Source organism: Paenibacillus sp. LS-5 (assembly GCF_056121505.1).
Genome location: NZ_JBWAVA010000017.1, coordinates 1 through 15,267, shown reverse-complemented (window position 1 = coordinate 15,267; position 15,267 = coordinate 1). Strand labels below are relative to the sequence as shown.

General features: G+C 52.1%; 15 protein-coding genes. 10 read left to right on the top strand and 5 right to left on the bottom strand.

What is annotated here, in order from left to right; genetic code table 11:
* Nucleotides 1-282 precede the first annotated feature (282 nt).
* Nucleotides 283-1,218, top strand: coding sequence for an N-acetylmuramoyl-L-alanine amidase family protein (locus AC0MA3_RS21030; protein WP_474657613.1), 936 nt, complete (start codon nucleotides 283-285; stop codon nucleotides 1,216-1,218).
* The gene (locus AC0MA3_RS21025; RefSeq protein ID WP_474657612.1) at nucleotides 1,211-1,480 is read left to right on the top strand and encodes a holin; all 270 of its coding nucleotides are present in this window, start codon (nucleotides 1,211-1,213) and stop codon (nucleotides 1,478-1,480) included. The genes AC0MA3_RS21030 and AC0MA3_RS21025 overlap by 8 nt, the downstream gene beginning before the upstream one ends.
* A 69-nt stretch (nucleotides 1,481-1,549) precedes the next feature.
* Here AC0MA3_RS21025 and AC0MA3_RS21020 read toward each other — a convergent pair whose 3' ends face one another.
* From AC0MA3_RS21020 to AC0MA3_RS21000, 5 genes are all read right to left on the bottom strand, one after another.
* Nucleotides 1,550-2,413, bottom strand: a complete 864-nt coding sequence (locus tag AC0MA3_RS21020; RefSeq protein ID WP_474657611.1) for an aldo/keto reductase — start codon at nucleotides 2,411-2,413, stop codon at nucleotides 1,550-1,552.
* Nucleotides 2,414-2,464: 51 nt separating this feature from the next.
* Complete coding sequence (locus AC0MA3_RS21015; protein ID WP_379158112.1) at nucleotides 2,465-2,677, bottom strand: hypothetical protein; 213 nt, start codon at nucleotides 2,675-2,677, stop codon at nucleotides 2,465-2,467.
* Between the two features lie 107 nt (nucleotides 2,678-2,784).
* Nucleotides 2,785-3,345 carry a PadR family transcriptional regulator gene (locus AC0MA3_RS21010; protein ID WP_474657610.1) on the bottom strand — a complete coding sequence of 187 codons (561 nt, stop codon included), beginning with the start codon at nucleotides 3,343-3,345 and terminating at the stop codon, nucleotides 2,785-2,787.
* Between the two features lie 6 nt (nucleotides 3,346-3,351).
* The gene (locus AC0MA3_RS21005; protein ID WP_474657609.1) at nucleotides 3,352-4,872 is read right to left on the bottom strand and encodes an MDR family MFS transporter; all 1,521 of its coding nucleotides are present in this window, start codon (nucleotides 4,870-4,872) and stop codon (nucleotides 3,352-3,354) included.
* A 231-nt stretch (nucleotides 4,873-5,103) separates the two neighbouring features.
* Nucleotides 5,104-6,954 carry a bifunctional diguanylate cyclase/phosphohydrolase gene (locus AC0MA3_RS21000; protein WP_474657608.1) on the bottom strand — a complete coding sequence of 617 codons (1,851 nt, stop codon included), beginning with the start codon at nucleotides 6,952-6,954 and terminating at the stop codon, nucleotides 5,104-5,106.
* A gap of 188 nt (nucleotides 6,955-7,142) precedes the next feature.
* Between AC0MA3_RS21000 and AC0MA3_RS20995 the strand changes: the two genes are divergently transcribed.
* The 8 genes from AC0MA3_RS20995 to AC0MA3_RS20960 all read left to right on the top strand — a co-directional run bounded on the left by AC0MA3_RS20995 (nucleotide 7,143) and on the right by AC0MA3_RS20960 (nucleotide 15,089).
* Nucleotides 7,143-7,511, top strand: coding sequence for a metal-sensitive transcriptional regulator (locus tag AC0MA3_RS20995; RefSeq protein ID WP_474657723.1), 369 nt, complete (start codon nucleotides 7,143-7,145; stop codon nucleotides 7,509-7,511).
* Nucleotides 7,512-7,539: 28 nt separating this feature from the next.
* On the top strand, nucleotides 7,540-7,740 hold the full coding sequence (locus AC0MA3_RS20990) for a copper ion binding protein (protein ID WP_379158127.1): 201 nt from the start codon (nucleotides 7,540-7,542) through the stop codon (nucleotides 7,738-7,740).
* Nucleotides 7,741-7,853: 113 nt separating this feature from the next.
* The gene (locus tag AC0MA3_RS20985; RefSeq protein WP_474657607.1) at nucleotides 7,854-10,307 is read left to right on the top strand and encodes a heavy metal translocating P-type ATPase; all 2,454 of its coding nucleotides are present in this window, start codon (nucleotides 7,854-7,856) and stop codon (nucleotides 10,305-10,307) included.
* 383 nt (nucleotides 10,308-10,690) lie between these two features.
* Nucleotides 10,691-11,443, top strand: a complete 753-nt coding sequence (gene nfsA / locus AC0MA3_RS20980) for an oxygen-insensitive NADPH nitroreductase (protein WP_474657606.1) — start codon at nucleotides 10,691-10,693, stop codon at nucleotides 11,441-11,443.
* Between the two features lie 240 nt (nucleotides 11,444-11,683).
* Complete coding sequence (locus tag AC0MA3_RS20975; RefSeq protein ID WP_474657605.1) at nucleotides 11,684-12,595, top strand: ABC transporter ATP-binding protein; 912 nt, start codon at nucleotides 11,684-11,686, stop codon at nucleotides 12,593-12,595.
* Nucleotides 12,595-13,332 (top strand): ABC transporter permease, encoded by a 738-nt coding sequence (locus tag AC0MA3_RS20970; protein ID WP_379158750.1) that lies wholly within the window; start codon nucleotides 12,595-12,597, stop codon nucleotides 13,330-13,332. The genes AC0MA3_RS20975 and AC0MA3_RS20970 overlap by 1 nt, the downstream gene beginning before the upstream one ends.
* Nucleotides 13,333-13,338: 6 nt before the next feature.
* The gene (locus tag AC0MA3_RS20965; RefSeq protein ID WP_474657604.1) at nucleotides 13,339-14,490 is read left to right on the top strand and encodes a sensor histidine kinase; all 1,152 of its coding nucleotides are present in this window, start codon (nucleotides 13,339-13,341) and stop codon (nucleotides 14,488-14,490) included.
* Nucleotides 14,487-15,089, top strand: a complete 603-nt coding sequence (locus tag AC0MA3_RS20960) for a response regulator transcription factor (RefSeq protein WP_474657603.1) — start codon at nucleotides 14,487-14,489, stop codon at nucleotides 15,087-15,089. The genes AC0MA3_RS20965 and AC0MA3_RS20960 overlap by 4 nt, the downstream gene beginning before the upstream one ends.
* Nucleotides 15,090-15,267: the final 178 nt, after the last annotated feature.

Sequence of the window (15,267 nt, the reverse complement as noted above, 5' to 3'; positions counted from 1 at the left end):
AAGTGGGACGCCGTAATTATTTTTTGTGTGTATCAAATCGGACGAATCAGCGGAATGCGCCTCTTCAGAAATTACCTGGAGAGGCATTTTCCGTATTTCCAAAGTGAGGAGGTTCAATTCAAGTCGTGGACCATCAAACAGATCACAAAGCTAGGCGGGGAGCCATTTCTACCCCAAAGAGAATACCGTGGTGCTGGGCGTTCAAAGAAGTCGCTAGCGAGGAACTTAAGTATGTTTTCGAAACAATCACAGGGGGCTATTGCCCCGGGAGGTCAGCAACTAATGACGAAACTATTGATAGCCGTAGATGACGGCCACGGCATGGAAACGGCCGGTAAGCGAACACCAACGTTCCCTGATGGCACATTCATGCACGAAAATGAATTCAACCGCGCGGTGATCGACAAACTGATCATTCACCTTCAGCGTAATGACTTCGATGTGCTCCATGTATCAGCCGGTGATTCAGATGTACCCTTGAAGACGCGCACAGACCTGGCGAACAATACCATTCCCAACGGATTCGGCCGCCCAGCAGATGCTATGGTGTCCGTACATGCTAACGCCATGGGTAGCACCTGGAACCCGAAAGCGAAGGGGATAGAAATCTTCTACCGTAACGGGTACAAGGACGGAAAGAAGCTTGCGCTGAATATCCAGGAGTATCTTGTGAAGGGTACGCCGCTGATTAACCGCGGCCTGAAGACGAACAACCTGCACATTACCCGGGAGGCTAAGATGCCAGCCGTGCTAATCGAGGGTGCATTTATGGACAATCCAGAAGAAGCGCAGCTGCTAAAGTCGGATGCATACCGGTCAGAGTGTGCGGAAGAGATTGCCCGGGGCATATGCCAATACTTCGGCCGCACTTATATAGAAGCCCCTCCAGCAGCCGCACCGTTGCCGGCCGGAGTTAAACCAGTTGATATCGTGATCGGCAGTAATGATCCTTTCCCAGGCCTAATCATTGACGGACGCAGCTGGATTCCGGCTAAACAGGTGCTTGTTACTCTGGGCGTGAAAACATGGGTGTTTGAAAAGAAATCCATCGTCATTAATGGAACTGCGGTTGAAACGAAGATTATTAATGGGACCAGTTATATCAAATCCATCGACCTACAGGCGCTAGGACTGGTCAAGAATGTGTTTATGGACCCGGATGCTATCAACACCAAGCGAGTACTAATATTCCCGAAGGAGAGTGTGACAAATGAATGATATGTTGAATCAAGTGATGATCTTCGCAACGGTGCTGTCTGCCGTGGTTGTGGCGCTACTGCAGATGGTTAAGGCCACGGTGAGCGTACCCAAGAACCTTGTGCCTATTATCGGGCTGATTATTGGCCTTATCGTTGGATGGGCTGGCTACATCTTCACTGATCTGGATCTAGCGCCGCGGCTATGGGCCGGAGCATTTGCGGGGTTGGCTTCCACCGGACTGTTTGAGCTGATTAAGAATAATCCGGGTAACACTAAATGAACATAGAACAAGCCCTCCTTTATTGGGGGGCTATTTTTGTTATAACGGACATAATAACCGTACCTACGTTTACACAGGCTGGATGGCGGCCGGATGACTCATCAGCCAGGAGAGGACAATCGCCTCCGGCGTTGTATTCTTCTCTTCGGCCAGCGCCTTCACCATAGCGGCGGTATTCACAATATTCTCCGGCTGCCCGTCCAGAGGGCGTCCGCTGAATATTCCCTGGGCCAGTGGGCCCCAGGCTTGAAGCTGGATGTTCTCAGCGCGGCAGTGCTCGATGGTACCCTCCGGGAAAGTGATATCTTTCCAGGGCTCCCGGTTAACACTGATCACGGCATCGACCCAGCTGATTTTGGCCAGGCTCATGTGCAGCTGGTTGACGATGAAGGGTTCATCGCAATAAGTCTGAAGCAGCTTGATCTGGGCTGCGCTCATATTAGAGACCCCGAAATGCCGCACCTTTCCCGCCGCCTTGAGCTGGTGCAGCGCTTCGGCGACTTCTTCGGGATCCATTAGTGGATCTGGCCGGTGGAGCAGCAAGATGTCGATATACTCCGTTCCCAGGCGGGCAAGAGTCCCATCGACACTGCTCAGGATATGCTCCCGGGAGAGATCGAAGACATTGGAGGATTCTCCCGGTTCGATCAGCTTGATTCCGCATTTGGATTGCAGAATGATCTCTTCCCGCAGGCCCGGACGGTCCTTGAAAATCTGTCCGAAGATCTTTTCAGCTTTTCCGCGGGTATAAATATCGGCATGATCAAAAAAGTTGATGCCGATGTCCAGCGCGGCTTCTACCGCTTCATGGCCCTGCTTTACTTGTTCAGCTGTAATCGGTTCATGATCCCAGCCTCCGCCAAGTCCCATGCAGCCCAAGGCAATGCGGCTGGCCGGGACTCCGCGTTGGTTCAGTGGCAGCGTTCTCAGCAAGATGATCCCTCCGTAACGATAAAATGACAGCTCTGAGCATAGTGTACCTCTTTAGAATCCGGTATGGTACTTTTTGTCACTGGAGGAACGGTGTTTGGTGCCTTCCTTATCTTTTTCTTCCTGCTTCTCCAGATTCAAATCCTCCATGGGGATCGGATCAACATTCTGTTCACTTTCGTCCAGATCGAACAGACTGGGGTTCTCGGTGGGATATTGCTCAGGGTGATCACGGTTATCTCCTTGGAGCTTTTTATCTTTGTCCATGTGGCTTCTCCTCACTTTCGGCAGTTTGCTCATTAATAAACGGATTTCCTCCCCTGTAAACAGGAAAGAGGCCCCCGGGGGCCTCTTTCCAAACCTAAGCATGCATGCTACAAATCAAGCGGTGTACCGATATCATTCATTTTCCGTTCGGACACATCCGCGTAGAGGCGCTTCAGCCATTTCAGTTCGATAAGACTATGCTCATATTTGCCATACATCGCATGAAGCACCGAGCGTGGGACGATGGCAATATGCTCCTCATACACCTGATAGGCAAAATTCACTTTATGTTCGGTTTCCCGAATCCGTTCCTCCAGCAACTTCTCGACCTTACTTTGATCAATATGACGGGAGAACGCAAGCGCAGTATACAGCGGGTTGAAGATCAATTCGTTCTTTTTGATCTGCTGCAGAATCAACTGCTGGAACAGGTCCTTGCCTTTATCGGTGATGCGGTAGATCGTCTTGTCCGGACGGTCATTGCTGTGAATAACCTCTACGGTTTCAATGTGGCCTTCTTTGGCCATTTTGTCTACAGCATAGTATAAAGACCCCATCTGAAGCTTCATCATCTGGTCCATCGTCCGTTCTTTCATTACCAGCTTAATCTCATAGGGGTGCATATCCCGTTCCAGCAGCAGACCGAGAATCACCATCTTCATGGACATAACGGCTTAACCCTGATTGCCAGCCGGTTGCTGCTTTTTACTGTGAACCTTGAGACGGTCGCCCGGCATCAGGAGGACAAAAACAAATCCCAGCACAGCTGGAACCAGCGCCCACATAAAAGTATGGGAAATTGAGCCGGACAGTGCATTCGTGATCTTCTCCAGCACAGGAGCAGGAATCTGGGCTCTGGCCTCCGGAGTCAAGGCCGACCGGGGATCTCCGAAGGACGAAGTATCTGCACCTGCGCCAAAAGCATTACTAAGCTCATTCGTGAAGCTGTTGCGCTGGATAATCCCAAAGATTGTAATGCCCAGCGTCATTCCCAGTGAACGCATAAAGGTACTGGTCGAAGTAGCGGAGCCGCGCTGACGCATGTCGAAATGGTGGATTGAGGACATACTGAGCACGGAGAAAGAGAAACCCACACCAAATCCGGTCAGCGCCATGAACACATTAAGCATCAGGCGGGAAGTATCCGGGGTCAGCGTGCTTAAGGAGAACACTCCAGCCACGAAGCATACCGCAGATAACAGCATAATGTTGCGGAAGCTGGTCTTGGTGGTAAGCAGTCCGCCAACCTGGCTGCCGATGACTGTACCGATCATCATCGGCATGAGGATCAGCCCTGAGTTTGTAGCCGAACCACCGTATACCCCTTGTACATAAATAGGAATGTATACTGTGGCGACAATGAAGGCGGAGCCGTAGAACAAACCCAGCAGACTGCTGGTTGCAAATAACCGGTTGCGGAACATGGCGAAGGAAATGACTGCTTCCGGCGCTACCCGTTCAATGAACAGGAAGGCAATCAGCAGTACGGCGAAGCCGGCGAACAACCCGAGAATCTGAGCCGAATCCCAGGTATATTGATTGCCGCCCAGCTCCAGGGCAAACATCAGGCAGATAATGGCACCCACCAGAGTGAAGGCGCCGCCCCAGTCAATACGCTGCTTGGAGTGGGAGACGGATTCTTTGTAGGACACAGTGATCAGAATAAAAGCGACGATACCAATCGGCAGATTGATGTAGAATACCCACTGCCAGCCTACATAGTCGGTAATATAAGCACCAAGCAAGGGGCCAAGCACGCTCGAAATCCCGAAGACGGCACCGAAGAGTCCGGTCAGCTTGCCTCTTTTTTCCGGGGGATAGATATCGAACACAATGGTGAAGGCAATCGGCATAAGTGCCCCGCCGCCAATACCCTGAATAGCCCGGTATATACTGAGCTGTGTGATACTGGTTGCCGTTCCGCATAGTGCAGAGCCGGCCAGGAATACGATCAGGCCAAAGATGAAAAAACGTTTCCGGCCATACATATCGGACAGCTTGCCGAAGATCGGCGTTCCGGCCATAACCATAACCATATAAGCCGAGGTTACCCAGACGATTTTATCGAGTCCGCCAAGGTCGGAGACGATAGTGCCCATAGCTGAAGCTACGATGGTATTGTCCATTGCGGACATTAGAATACCGAGCAGCAGACCGACAACAACAAGCTTCAGGTTGCTTTCTTTACTATTCATGGTTTGAATACTCCTTCTGAAAATGTTTTGAGAGCCTTATTATAGTCAAATTTGAATAGGGTAGCAAGCCTTATTTTACTTCATTTTTAACAAAAATTTTTTCTGTTCAGGTCTTGAAATCATACAAAACGCAAAACACAAATAACCGCCGCCCTTATACAAGAACGGCAGTAGAACTAAGTATTGCAATAATGAGGGATATAAATAACAACAATTTTATTTTTATATAGTTCAGCTTATGTGGATCGCCGCTTCACTACTGATGGAGTCTTGCTTCTGGATGTACTGGATGAACAGCTCGGTCAGGTCAGGGTCGAATTGGCTGCCGGCACAGGCGCGAAGCTCAATAATGGCTTCTTGGAATGACTTCGTCGGCTGGTAGGGCCGTTCGGTGGTCATGGCGTCGAAGGAGTCAATGATGGTCAGCATCCGGCATAGCCGGGGGATTTCTTCATATTTGAAGCCGTAAGGATAACCTTGGCCGTCGTAGCGCTCGTGATGCAGCTCAATGTAGGGGGTGAGCTCCTTGAATTTATCATTAGTTAACGCCATTTCTCTGCCCCAGGTGACATGCCATTTGACCATTTCCCACTCTTCGGGTGACAGCTTGTCCTTTTTGTTCAGGATTCCCCAGGGAATCTCCAGCTTACCGATGTCGTGAATCAGTGCGCCCAGTGTAAACTGCCGTCTGGTGAGAGGGTCGAGCTGCAGCAGCTCGCTGATGTCTACCGCATAGCGGAAGACGCGCTTCGAATGCTTGAAGGTCTCCAGATCCTTGTACATGAACAGGTTCAGCTGCTGCTCAATATCCCGCACATCCTGGCTGAAATCGATGTCTTGCTCCAGCAGCGACTGGCTTCCATAGACATGAACGAGGTTTTTTCCCTGTTTTTTGGCATAGTAGAGTGCCTGGTCTGCATGGTCAACAAGCTCGGATTTGAAATGGACATCCGGCTGGTATGCGGCGATGCCGGCAGAGAAGGCCAGACAGCCCTGAGGGAAAATTTCGCTGCCTTCAAATCGGGAATGGTTGAGCGTTTTGCGCAGGGATTCGATAAAATTTCTGGCCGCTGCTGCGTCATAGCCGGGCATCAGCAGTGTGAATTCTTCCCCTCCATAGCGGGAAAGAATAATACTCGTATTCCGGGTCTCCCGCTTCAGCAGCTCCGCCAAAAAAACGATCAACCCGTCGCCCTTAAGATGGCCGAAATGATCATTGTACTTTTTGAAATCATCAATATCGATCATCGCCAGGGAAAGAGCCTTGCCGCCGGTTTGCGAACTGCGCATTTCTTCTTCCAGCGCAAGCTCAAAGTAACTGTGGTTGAACAATCCTGTCCGTTGGTCGCGGTTGGAGCGTTCCTCGATATCGCGGTACATACTGAACAGCCGCTTGAAGGCATAGGAGATGAGAATACTGAGGCACAGGAACAAGCCAAGCCCCACCATGTGATTGTGATATAGCAGAATGGTCAAGACCAGGGACAGCACCAGGGTACTGGAATAGGCCAGGAGGGTATCTGTCAGCATTCCTTTGAGGGTGTCGTACAAATTTTTGTGAAAAACAATGAAATAATAGAGGCTGATCAGCAGCGTGTTCAGGATAAAATATACAGCCATAGCGCTTACATAGGCCTCCAGGTGGTGGCTGAGCAGCGGTCCAGGCACGGTGCCGAGCATCTTGAAGACAGAAGAAGCGGATGTAATCATGATGCAGTATACGGCAAAATTATTGAGGTGCTTCCACCACGCTGTTCTCCCCCATTCGACGAGAACAAGCATCAGGGAGCTCAGCAGCAGAGCCGTAAGACTGAAGGAAGGGCCATAGACAAAAATACAGGCCAAGTAAACAGAGGAGTCGAGCGACAGCCCGTTTCCCTGTGGAGGAAGCTGAAAGGTGAAGATCGTCAGAATCACTGCCGCCCCCGCCATGGCGGTAATCCAGCCCCAAGTGGCGGAAGGGAAGTGCTGCAGTGAACTTTTACTATAAATTACAAACAAGCCCAGACCGATTGAGCATATTATTAAGGAGTACAAGTGTCCCTTGTTCTTCAAGTGGTTGCCGGTTATGCATTTGAACAATGCTACCCCTCCTCTGCGTTCGTGAAATTGTAGAATTCGACCAAACGGATTTAAAGGAGCCTCAGAAATATACATTCGATTCCGAATCGGAAAATCCTGCTAAATCATGACAAAAATAGGGTTTGTTCGTGAAAGTTCAGGAAAGACAGATTGGGTATTGACATACCCATGGGGGGTATATTATATTGATGTTGAGGAGGCTGATTCCTGTGTCTACAAATGAGAAGGAGCACGCGGAACATTCCTGCGGAAATGATGGTCATCCTTCTGCTCCCGGTGTACGTAAAAGTCATCATTCAGCGGAGTTCAAGAGCGGGCTCACTACCCGTCTCAACCGGATCGAGGGCCAAATCCGCGGTGTCAAAGGCATGATCGAGCGGGATACGTACTGCGATGATGTGCTCAACCAGCTGGCGGCGGTCCAGGCGGCACTGAATAGCGTCGGCAAGCTGCTGCTTGAAGGGCATATGAAGAGTTGTATTATCGAGCGGATTGAGGCCGGAGAACATGAGGTTATCGACGAGCTGCTGATCACGGTTAATAAGCTGATGAAATAAGTCTAACAAAACTTTTAGGAGGGTTAATATGTCTAATGCAACATTAAATGTAGAAGGAATGTCCTGTGGTCATTGTGTGAGTGCGGTCGAGAAAGCGGTAAGCGGAGTGGGCGCCACAGCAAAGGTGGATCTGCAGGCTAAGAAGGTAGCCGTTGATTATGATGAGAACAAAGTGAGCCTAAGCGCAATTAAAGCGGCCATTGAGGATCAGGGATACGACGTAGTCTAATAGAAAATCAGCATATAAAGGCTTGGAGCAGGGAATCCTTGAGATTTCAGAGGCGCCAATGCCTTTTATTTTACAAAATATTATACCCCTTAGGGGTATGGGGGTGCGTATAAATGGAGAAGACAGCTGATCCCGCCCTTAAGCACACCACGCTGCAGATTACAGGAATGACCTGTTCTGCTTGCGCGGCACGGATTGAGAAGGGGCTCTCCCGTATGGAGGGGGTATCGAAGGCGAATGTGAATTTGGCGCTGGAGCAGGCAACAATCGGCTATGATCCAGCAGTTGCGGGAGTGCCGCAAATCGAGGAGAAGATCCGTTCGCTAGGGTATGATACCCGCAAGGAGTCCGTGGATTTCGACATCTCAGGCATGACCTGTGCAGCCTGTTCTGCACGGATTGAGAAGGTGCTGGGACGCATGCCGGGCATTGCGGACGTGAACGTGAATCTGGCGCTGGAAACGGCGCATGTGGAGTATTCGCCAGGAGACGTTGGCGTATCCGACATAATGGAGAAGGTAAGCAGCATCGGGTACAAGGCAACGCTGAAACAGGACCGCAAGGAACAGGCTGACCAGCGCGGGCTGGAGATCCTCCGCAAGCGGAATAAGTGGATGATTGCTGCAATACTCTCGTTACCGCTGCTCTGGGCGATGGCAGGCCATTTCTCTTTTACAGACTGGATCTGGACACCGGAGCTGCTGATGAATCCTTGGTTCCAGCTGGTGCTGGCGACACCGGTGCAGTTCATCATTGGCTGGCAATTCTATGTCAGTGCTTATAAGGCTCTGAAGAACGGCAGCGCCAATATGGACGTATTGGTAGTGCTGGGTACCTCAGCGGCCTATTTCTATAGTCTGTATCTGACGATTGATTCCCTGAGCATGACCGGAATGAATCATGCCGTGGATATGTACTATGAGACCAGTGCGATTCTGATTACGCTGATTCTGGTCGGGAAATGGTTCGAAGCTCTGGCAAAAGGGCGTTCCTCTGATGCGATCCGCAGCCTGATGGGCCTGCAGGCCAAGACTGCACTGGTAATTCGTGACGGCGCTGAGTTTAGCATTCCTGTAGAGGAAGTGGTTCCGGGAGATCTTGTTCTCGTGAAGCCGGGTACGAAGATCCCTGTGGATGGTGAGGTTGTTGACGGGCTGTCCTCTGTGGATGAATCCATGCTGACCGGAGAGAGCATTCCGGTGGAGAAGAAGCCGGGAGACAGTGTAATCGGAGCCACACTGAACAAAAACGGCATGCTGCGGATCAAGGCCCGCAAGGTAGGCCGAGATACCGCGCTGGCGCAAATTATTAGAGTGGTCGAAGAAGCGCAGGGCTCTAAGGCGCCAATACAGCGGATCGCTGATGTGATCTCCGGGATCTTTGTGCCGATTGTGGTGGCGATTGCGGCAGTGACTTTTGTAATCTGGTACGTATGGGGTGCTCCGGGACAGTTCGCTGAGGCGCTCGAGAAGGCTATTGCTGTGCTGGTGATTGCCTGTCCTTGTGCACTGGGTCTGGCCACGCCTACCTCGATTATGGCCGGATCGGGCCGTGCAGCTGAATTCGGCATCCTGTTCAAGGGCGGCGAGCATCTGGAAGCGGCCCAGGGGATTCAGGTTGTGGTGCTCGACAAGACAGGAACTGTTACAAGCGGCAAGCCGGTATTGACGGATATTCTTACCACAACAGGCATAGCAGCGCATGGCCGGGAGAATGCCGAGAACCGTCTGCTCTCCCTTACGGCGGCTGCGGAGAAGCTCTCAGAGCACCCATTGGCGGATGCCATCGTCGCCGGTGCTGAAGCCAGAGGTCTGGAATTGCCTGAAGCAGGACAGTTCCAGGCGGTTCCGGGACGTGGGATTTCCGCAGTGGTTGACGGACAATCTGTGAGCGTAGGTACACGCAGAATGATGGAGGAAGGCGGCGCGTTGCCTGGTCCATGGGAGCCGCTCATGACGAAGCTGGAGCAGCAAGGGAAAACCGCGATGCTTGTGTCTGTGGAAGGGGTGATCGCGGGGGTTGTAGCGGTTGCTGATACCATCAAGGAAACCTCGCGGGCAGCGGTAGCCAAGCTGCATGAAATGGGCATTGAAGTGGTGATGATTACCGGGGACAACAAGATTACGGCCCAGGCCATCGCTGAGCAGGCCGGCATCCATACAGTGCTGGCCGAGGTGCTTCCAGAAGGCAAGGCTGCCGAGATCCGCAGGCTGCAAAGCGGTGGAGTCAAAGTAGCCATGGTCGGCGACGGCATCAACGATGCCCCTGCTCTGGCGACAGCAGATACCGGGATGGCCGTCGGTACCGGTACCGATGTGGCCATGGAAGCAGCGGATATCACCTTGATGCGCGGTGACCTGATGAGCATCCCGGATGCAGTCATGATGAGCCGCAGAACGATGCGGAACATCAAGCAGAATCTGTTCTGGGCACTGGCCTACAATACAATTGGCATTCCGATTGCTGCCTTGGGTTTCCTCGCTCCATGGCTCGCCGGTGCTGCAATGGCTTTCAGCTCGGTCTCGGTTGTCCTGAACGCGCTGCGGCTGCAGCGGGTGAAGCTGTAGATTACGGCCGCGGGCCGGATTATCCTGTATCAACTGCGATTACCTGCTTGGTGTACTTTTCAAATAGAAATACAAGCGAAACCGCCCATCCGACAACTGGATGAGCGGTTTTTTTCGTTCTGCTTCTCCTGCGCTTTTATCACCTGCTCAATCCCGAGCAGTATCAGCTTCAAGCCATTCTCAAACGCCTAGTCGGTTTCATCAGAAGGGACTATTGTCTGTCTAGAGAGGTGAAGTGGATAACGGAGGATAGAGTGAATCTCCTTGTTATCAGTTCCAGTTGTGTTCCCTTTGTGTTGTGTTCATAATATCCTTGAAGGATTAGGAGATAGCCAGGAACCTGGAACAACCCTATAAATAGAGCAAAGCGAGGAGAATCGATCATGAAACCCAATAACGAAACGCTTGAGCTGCTGAACCGGCATACCTCTGTCCGCCAGTTTCTGGACAAGCCGGTAAGCGACGGACAACTGGCCGCCATCATCGGAGCGGGCCAGATGGCTTCAACCTCCAGCAGTGTCCAGGCTTATTCGGTCATTGCTGTGACGGAGCCGGACCTCAAATCCCAGCTGTCCAAGCTATCCGGAGATCAGGCCTACATTAAGCAGTGCCCGGTGTTCCTGGTCTGGTGTGCCGATCTATACCGTCTGCGTGAGATCAGCGGACCTTATCTGCAGGGAGCCGAATCCTACGAGGATTCTACCGAGAATTTGATTGTAGCCACCGTTGACGTAGCGCTGGCTGCGCAGAATGCAGCAGTTGCCGCAGAGTCGCTTGGCCTTGGTATTGTCTATATCGGAGGAGTACGCAATCATATTGCGGAAGTGTCTGAACTGCTGGGACTGCCAGAACTGGTCTATCCGGTATTCGGTATGTGCCTTGGATATCCCGCCGGAGTGAACGGCATCCGCCCGCGTCTTCCGCTCCAGGCTGTGCTGCATCATAACAGCTATCAGGCTGAAGCATCTGTAGGACAGGTGAAGTTGTATGATGAAATTACGAAGGATTACATGCTTGAACGGACCGGCGGGCAGAAGGATACGCCTTGGTCCGAGATGATGGCAGGGCGTCTCGCCCAGCCTTCCCGGCTGCAGATGAAGGAGTTCCTGCTGCAAAAAGGGTTCATGCAGAAATAGGGCAGGATTGCCTCATGGCTGCCAATCTCATAGAGTCGAAGGAGCCTTTCTGTCAACGCTGCACGTTGGCGGGAAGGCTCTTTGACATGCCCGGCGGAGCAGGGGGCTTGCTCTCTGTGCTTGCTCTAAGCCGGATGACAATTGTCACACGGAAAAAATGACAGTCCATACTGATGTCCTCTCCTGTTAATGATTACTATGGAAGTACGGCAAAGACATTCGGTAATGGAGGAATCAAGCATGAACCATGTGATTGAGATGAATGGCGTCAGCAAAGTCTTCAATGATAAAAAGGCGGTCGATGGCATCAGCTTTACCATCGGCAAGGGGTCGATTACAGCGGTCCTTGGACCCAATGGTGCAGGGAAAACAACGATGCTCTCGATGCTTCTAGGGCTCCTGGAACCGACGGAAGGCACGGTGAAGGTATTCGGAAGCTCACCCCGGGATGTGTCGGTGCGGCAGCGCAGCGGGGCTATGCTGCAGGAGGTAAGTGTAATGGACCGGCTTAAGGTCCGGGAGATTATCGCCTTGATCCGCAGCTATTATCCGCAACCGATGGATATGGATTTTCTGCTGGGGGCGACAGGGCTGGCTCCACAGGATCTGAACCGCTATGCGGAGAAGCTCTCTGGTGGCCAGAAGCGGAGTCTGTCCTTTGCGCTTGCGCTGGCGGGAAACCCGCAGCTGCTGTTCCTGGATGAACCAACGGTTGGACTGGATACCACGGCCCGGCGCCATTTCTGGGATACAGTGAGGGAGCTGGCCGCCCGGGGCACAACGATCCTGTTCACGACCCATTATCTGCAGGAAGCCGAGGATATTGCCGACCGGATTTTGCTATTCAGCCAAGGGTCTCTTGTAGCAGACGGCAGTCCGGCAGAGATCAAGGCAAGAATGGTGAAGCAGTCGCTATCCTTGCTCCCGGACGGAAATGCCGAACTCCTGCGCGGACAATTGCTGGAACTGCCCTCTGTAGAAGACTGCTACGACAAAGATGGCCGCATCCATGTGACAACAGAGAATACGGATGAGACACTCCGTTCGATAGTAACCGGCGGTCTTGCCGTGAGGGACATACGTATTCACCAGGGAAGCCTGGATGAAGCATTCGAGCAGTTAACATTGAATATGGGGGAAGATGCGAAATGATGAGACTTATTGCCGGCCAGTGCAAAGCGGAGATGCTGCGGATTTTTCGTAATCCCTATTATGTAATTTGGTCCTTGCTGATGCCGATCATGTTCTACTTTATTTTTACAAGAGTAGTGAGTACGGGGCAAGACGATGTCTCAGAGTGGCAGGCGCACTACCTGATGTCTATGGCTACCTTCAGTGTAATGGGTTCGGCCATTATGACACTCGGCATTCGTCTGGTCCAGGAGCGGACCCAGGGCTGGAATACTTTTATCCGTATCACCCCGCTGCCGTCTTCGGTATATTTTACAGGTAAAATGTTCGGCCAGACCCTCATGCATCTGTTCTCGGTACTCTGCATTTTTGCCGCGGGATATTTGATGAACGGCGTAACGCTGACGGCTGGACAATGGCTGCTGTGCGGACTGTGGATTCTGGCTGGATCTATGCCTTTCCTGGCCCTAGGCACCCTGGTCGGTTTCATGAAGCGTGCCGATACGGCAAGCGGGGTCAGTAATGTGCTCTATATGGGGCTGGCGGTTGCCGGAGGCATGTGGATGCCGCTTGATATTATGCCGAAGCTGATGCAGCGGATTGGCCGCTGGCTGCCTTCCTATAATTTTGGGGATGGGGCCTGGAGGATCGTAGCAGGGAATCACCCGCAGTGGAGCAGCATCCTGATTTTGCTCGGATATCTGGCAGTATTTATGATACTATCGGTCTATATCCGAAAAAAACAGGAAGCGGTGTAATCTACAATGACGCGCAGGCAGTTCCGGTTGTTTCCGCAAAGATTCGGCTTTTTCCCTTATATGTGGCTCTTGTATTTATTGTTTCCGGCCATCAACCTGCAGGAGGAGCAGGGAGTCAAGCTGGTGCTGGGTGCAGTCATGCTGGTTTTGTTCGTCATCACCTACCGTCAGCTCTATTGGGTTACTGGCAGAGACTTTACCCTGTGGCTGGCGGTGCAGATGCTGATTATTGTGATTTTGAGTGTAGCTTATACGCCGTATGATCTGTTTATGGGCTTCTTCACGTCAAATTTCATCGGCTGGTATACAGATAAAAAGCATTTTAAAGTCGCTTATACCGCTTTTGCTGCCATGGTGATTATCCCGTTAATTATGGCTACCTGGAGGATGGCTGTGGGGGATCTGCTGTTCCTCTACCCTTTTATGATTATTATGCTGGTCACTCCATTTGGCATTCGCTCGCTGTACCGCAAGAGAATGCTCGAAAAGGAGCTGGATCAGGCCAATGAGGTCATCAAGGAGCTGGTCAAACGTGAGGAACGGATGCGGATTGCCCGGGATCTGCACGATACGCTGGGGCATACGCTGTCCCTGATCACCCTTAAGAGTCAACTGGTGGAAAAGCTTGCGGCCAAGGATACCGGTCGTACCCAGGCTGAAGCGAGAGAGATCGAGCGGATTTCACGCGCGGCGCTGCGGCAGGTTCGTGAGCTGGTGTCAGAGATGCGTGCCATATCCGTAGCCGAAGAGCTGGCTGAAGTGGGAGAGATGCTGCGCACTGCGGAGATTACCCTCGAGATCGAGGGGGATACTGTGCTGGAGGGTGTGTCCGACCTGACGCAGAATATTCTGAGTCTTTGCATCAAGGAAGCGGTGACCAATATCGTGAAGCACAGTGAAGCGGACTGGTGCCGCATTGCCATTAGCATGACAGAGGGAGATGTCCAGATTACCATTGAGGATAATGGAGTCGGTCTGCACAGCGAGGATCTGACCGGCCGTGGGCGGAGCGAAGGTAACGGGATCAAAGGGATGGCCGAACGGCTGTCGCTGATTGATGGATCGCTTACGCTTCGCTCAGGAGCAGAGCGGGGGGCTGTCTTAACGGCAATCGTCCCGAGAGTAGTCAAGGAGAGAAAGGATGGAGTGACCGCATGATACGGATCGTGATTGCTGAGGATCAGCGTCTGCTGCGCGGGGCCATGGCTTCGCTGCTGGATCTGGAGGACGATATTGAAGTGGTTGGGGAAGCCGGAGACGGAGCAGAGGCGCTTGCAGTGATCGAACGGCTGCAGCCGGATGTATGCCTGATGGATATAGAGATGCCATATAAAAGCGGGCTGGAGGTAGCAGAAACTCTGAAAGCTAAGGGCTCTGCCACCAAAATCATTATCCTGACCACCTTTGCCCGTCCGGGATATTTTGAGCGGGGCGTAAAGGCTGGGATTCAAGGTTATCTGCTGAAGGATGAACCGGTGGATAAGCTGGCGGATGCGATCCGCCGGGTGATGAACGGCCACCGGGAGGTGTCTCCCGAGCTGGTCTTCGGCAGCCTGCGGGAGGAGAACCCGCTGTCTTCCCGGGAACAGGAGATCCTGAAGCTGGCAGGTGCCGGCCAGAGTGCGGGGGGAATTGCCGCTACGCTTCACCTTTCCTATGGCACCGTCCGCAATTACATATCGGAAATTCTGAACAAGCTGGAAGTGAAGAGCCGGATCGAAGCCGTACGGTTGGCAGAAGAGAAGGGCTGGATTTAGCAGGAATTTCAACGGAACATATACAAATAGGCCCGGTCCCTTGTCATGGTCAAGCCCCTGTTTTATAGACACTGAAAAAAGACCCAAGGCTATAAGCTGCCTCCGGTACTCTACCGGAGGCAGCTTATTTAGTCTTCGTTGCGGTCGATGTTCGTTATAAAATTGAATATAGGCTTCA

What these genes read in the sequence shown, in the direction of transcription:
- AC0MA3_RS20960 (WP_474657603.1), top strand. Translation starts at nt 14,487, where the DNA reads ATGATACGGATCGTGATTGCTGAGGATCAGCGTCTGCTGCGCGGGGCC.
- AC0MA3_RS21005 (WP_474657609.1), bottom strand. Translation starts at nt 4,872, where the DNA reads ATGAATAGTAAAGAAAGCAACCTGAAGCTTGTTGTTGTCGGTCTGCTG.
- AC0MA3_RS20985 (WP_474657607.1), top strand. Translation starts at nt 7,854, where the DNA reads ATGGAGAAGACAGCTGATCCCGCCCTTAAGCACACCACGCTGCAGATT.
- AC0MA3_RS20965 (WP_474657604.1), top strand. Translation starts at nt 13,339, where the DNA reads ATGACGCGCAGGCAGTTCCGGTTGTTTCCGCAAAGATTCGGCTTTTTC.
- AC0MA3_RS21025 (WP_474657612.1), top strand. Translation starts at nt 1,211, where the DNA reads ATGAATGATATGTTGAATCAAGTGATGATCTTCGCAACGGTGCTGTCT.
- AC0MA3_RS20970 (WP_379158750.1), top strand. Translation starts at nt 12,595, where the DNA reads ATGAGACTTATTGCCGGCCAGTGCAAAGCGGAGATGCTGCGGATTTTT.
- AC0MA3_RS20995 (WP_474657723.1), top strand. Translation starts at nt 7,143, where the DNA reads ATGTTGAGGAGGCTGATTCCTGTGTCTACAAATGAGAAGGAGCACGCG.
- AC0MA3_RS21010 (WP_474657610.1), bottom strand. Translation starts at nt 3,345, where the DNA reads ATGTCCATGAAGATGGTGATTCTCGGTCTGCTGCTGGAACGGGATATG.
- AC0MA3_RS20990 (WP_379158127.1), top strand. Translation starts at nt 7,540, where the DNA reads ATGTCTAATGCAACATTAAATGTAGAAGGAATGTCCTGTGGTCATTGT.
- AC0MA3_RS21030 (WP_474657613.1), top strand. Translation starts at nt 283, where the DNA reads ATGACGAAACTATTGATAGCCGTAGATGACGGCCACGGCATGGAAACG.
- AC0MA3_RS21015 (WP_379158112.1), bottom strand. Translation starts at nt 2,677, where the DNA reads ATGGACAAAGATAAAAAGCTCCAAGGAGATAACCGTGATCACCCTGAG.
- nfsA (WP_474657606.1), top strand. Translation starts at nt 10,691, where the DNA reads ATGAAACCCAATAACGAAACGCTTGAGCTGCTGAACCGGCATACCTCT.
- AC0MA3_RS20975 (WP_474657605.1), top strand. Translation starts at nt 11,684, where the DNA reads ATGAACCATGTGATTGAGATGAATGGCGTCAGCAAAGTCTTCAATGAT.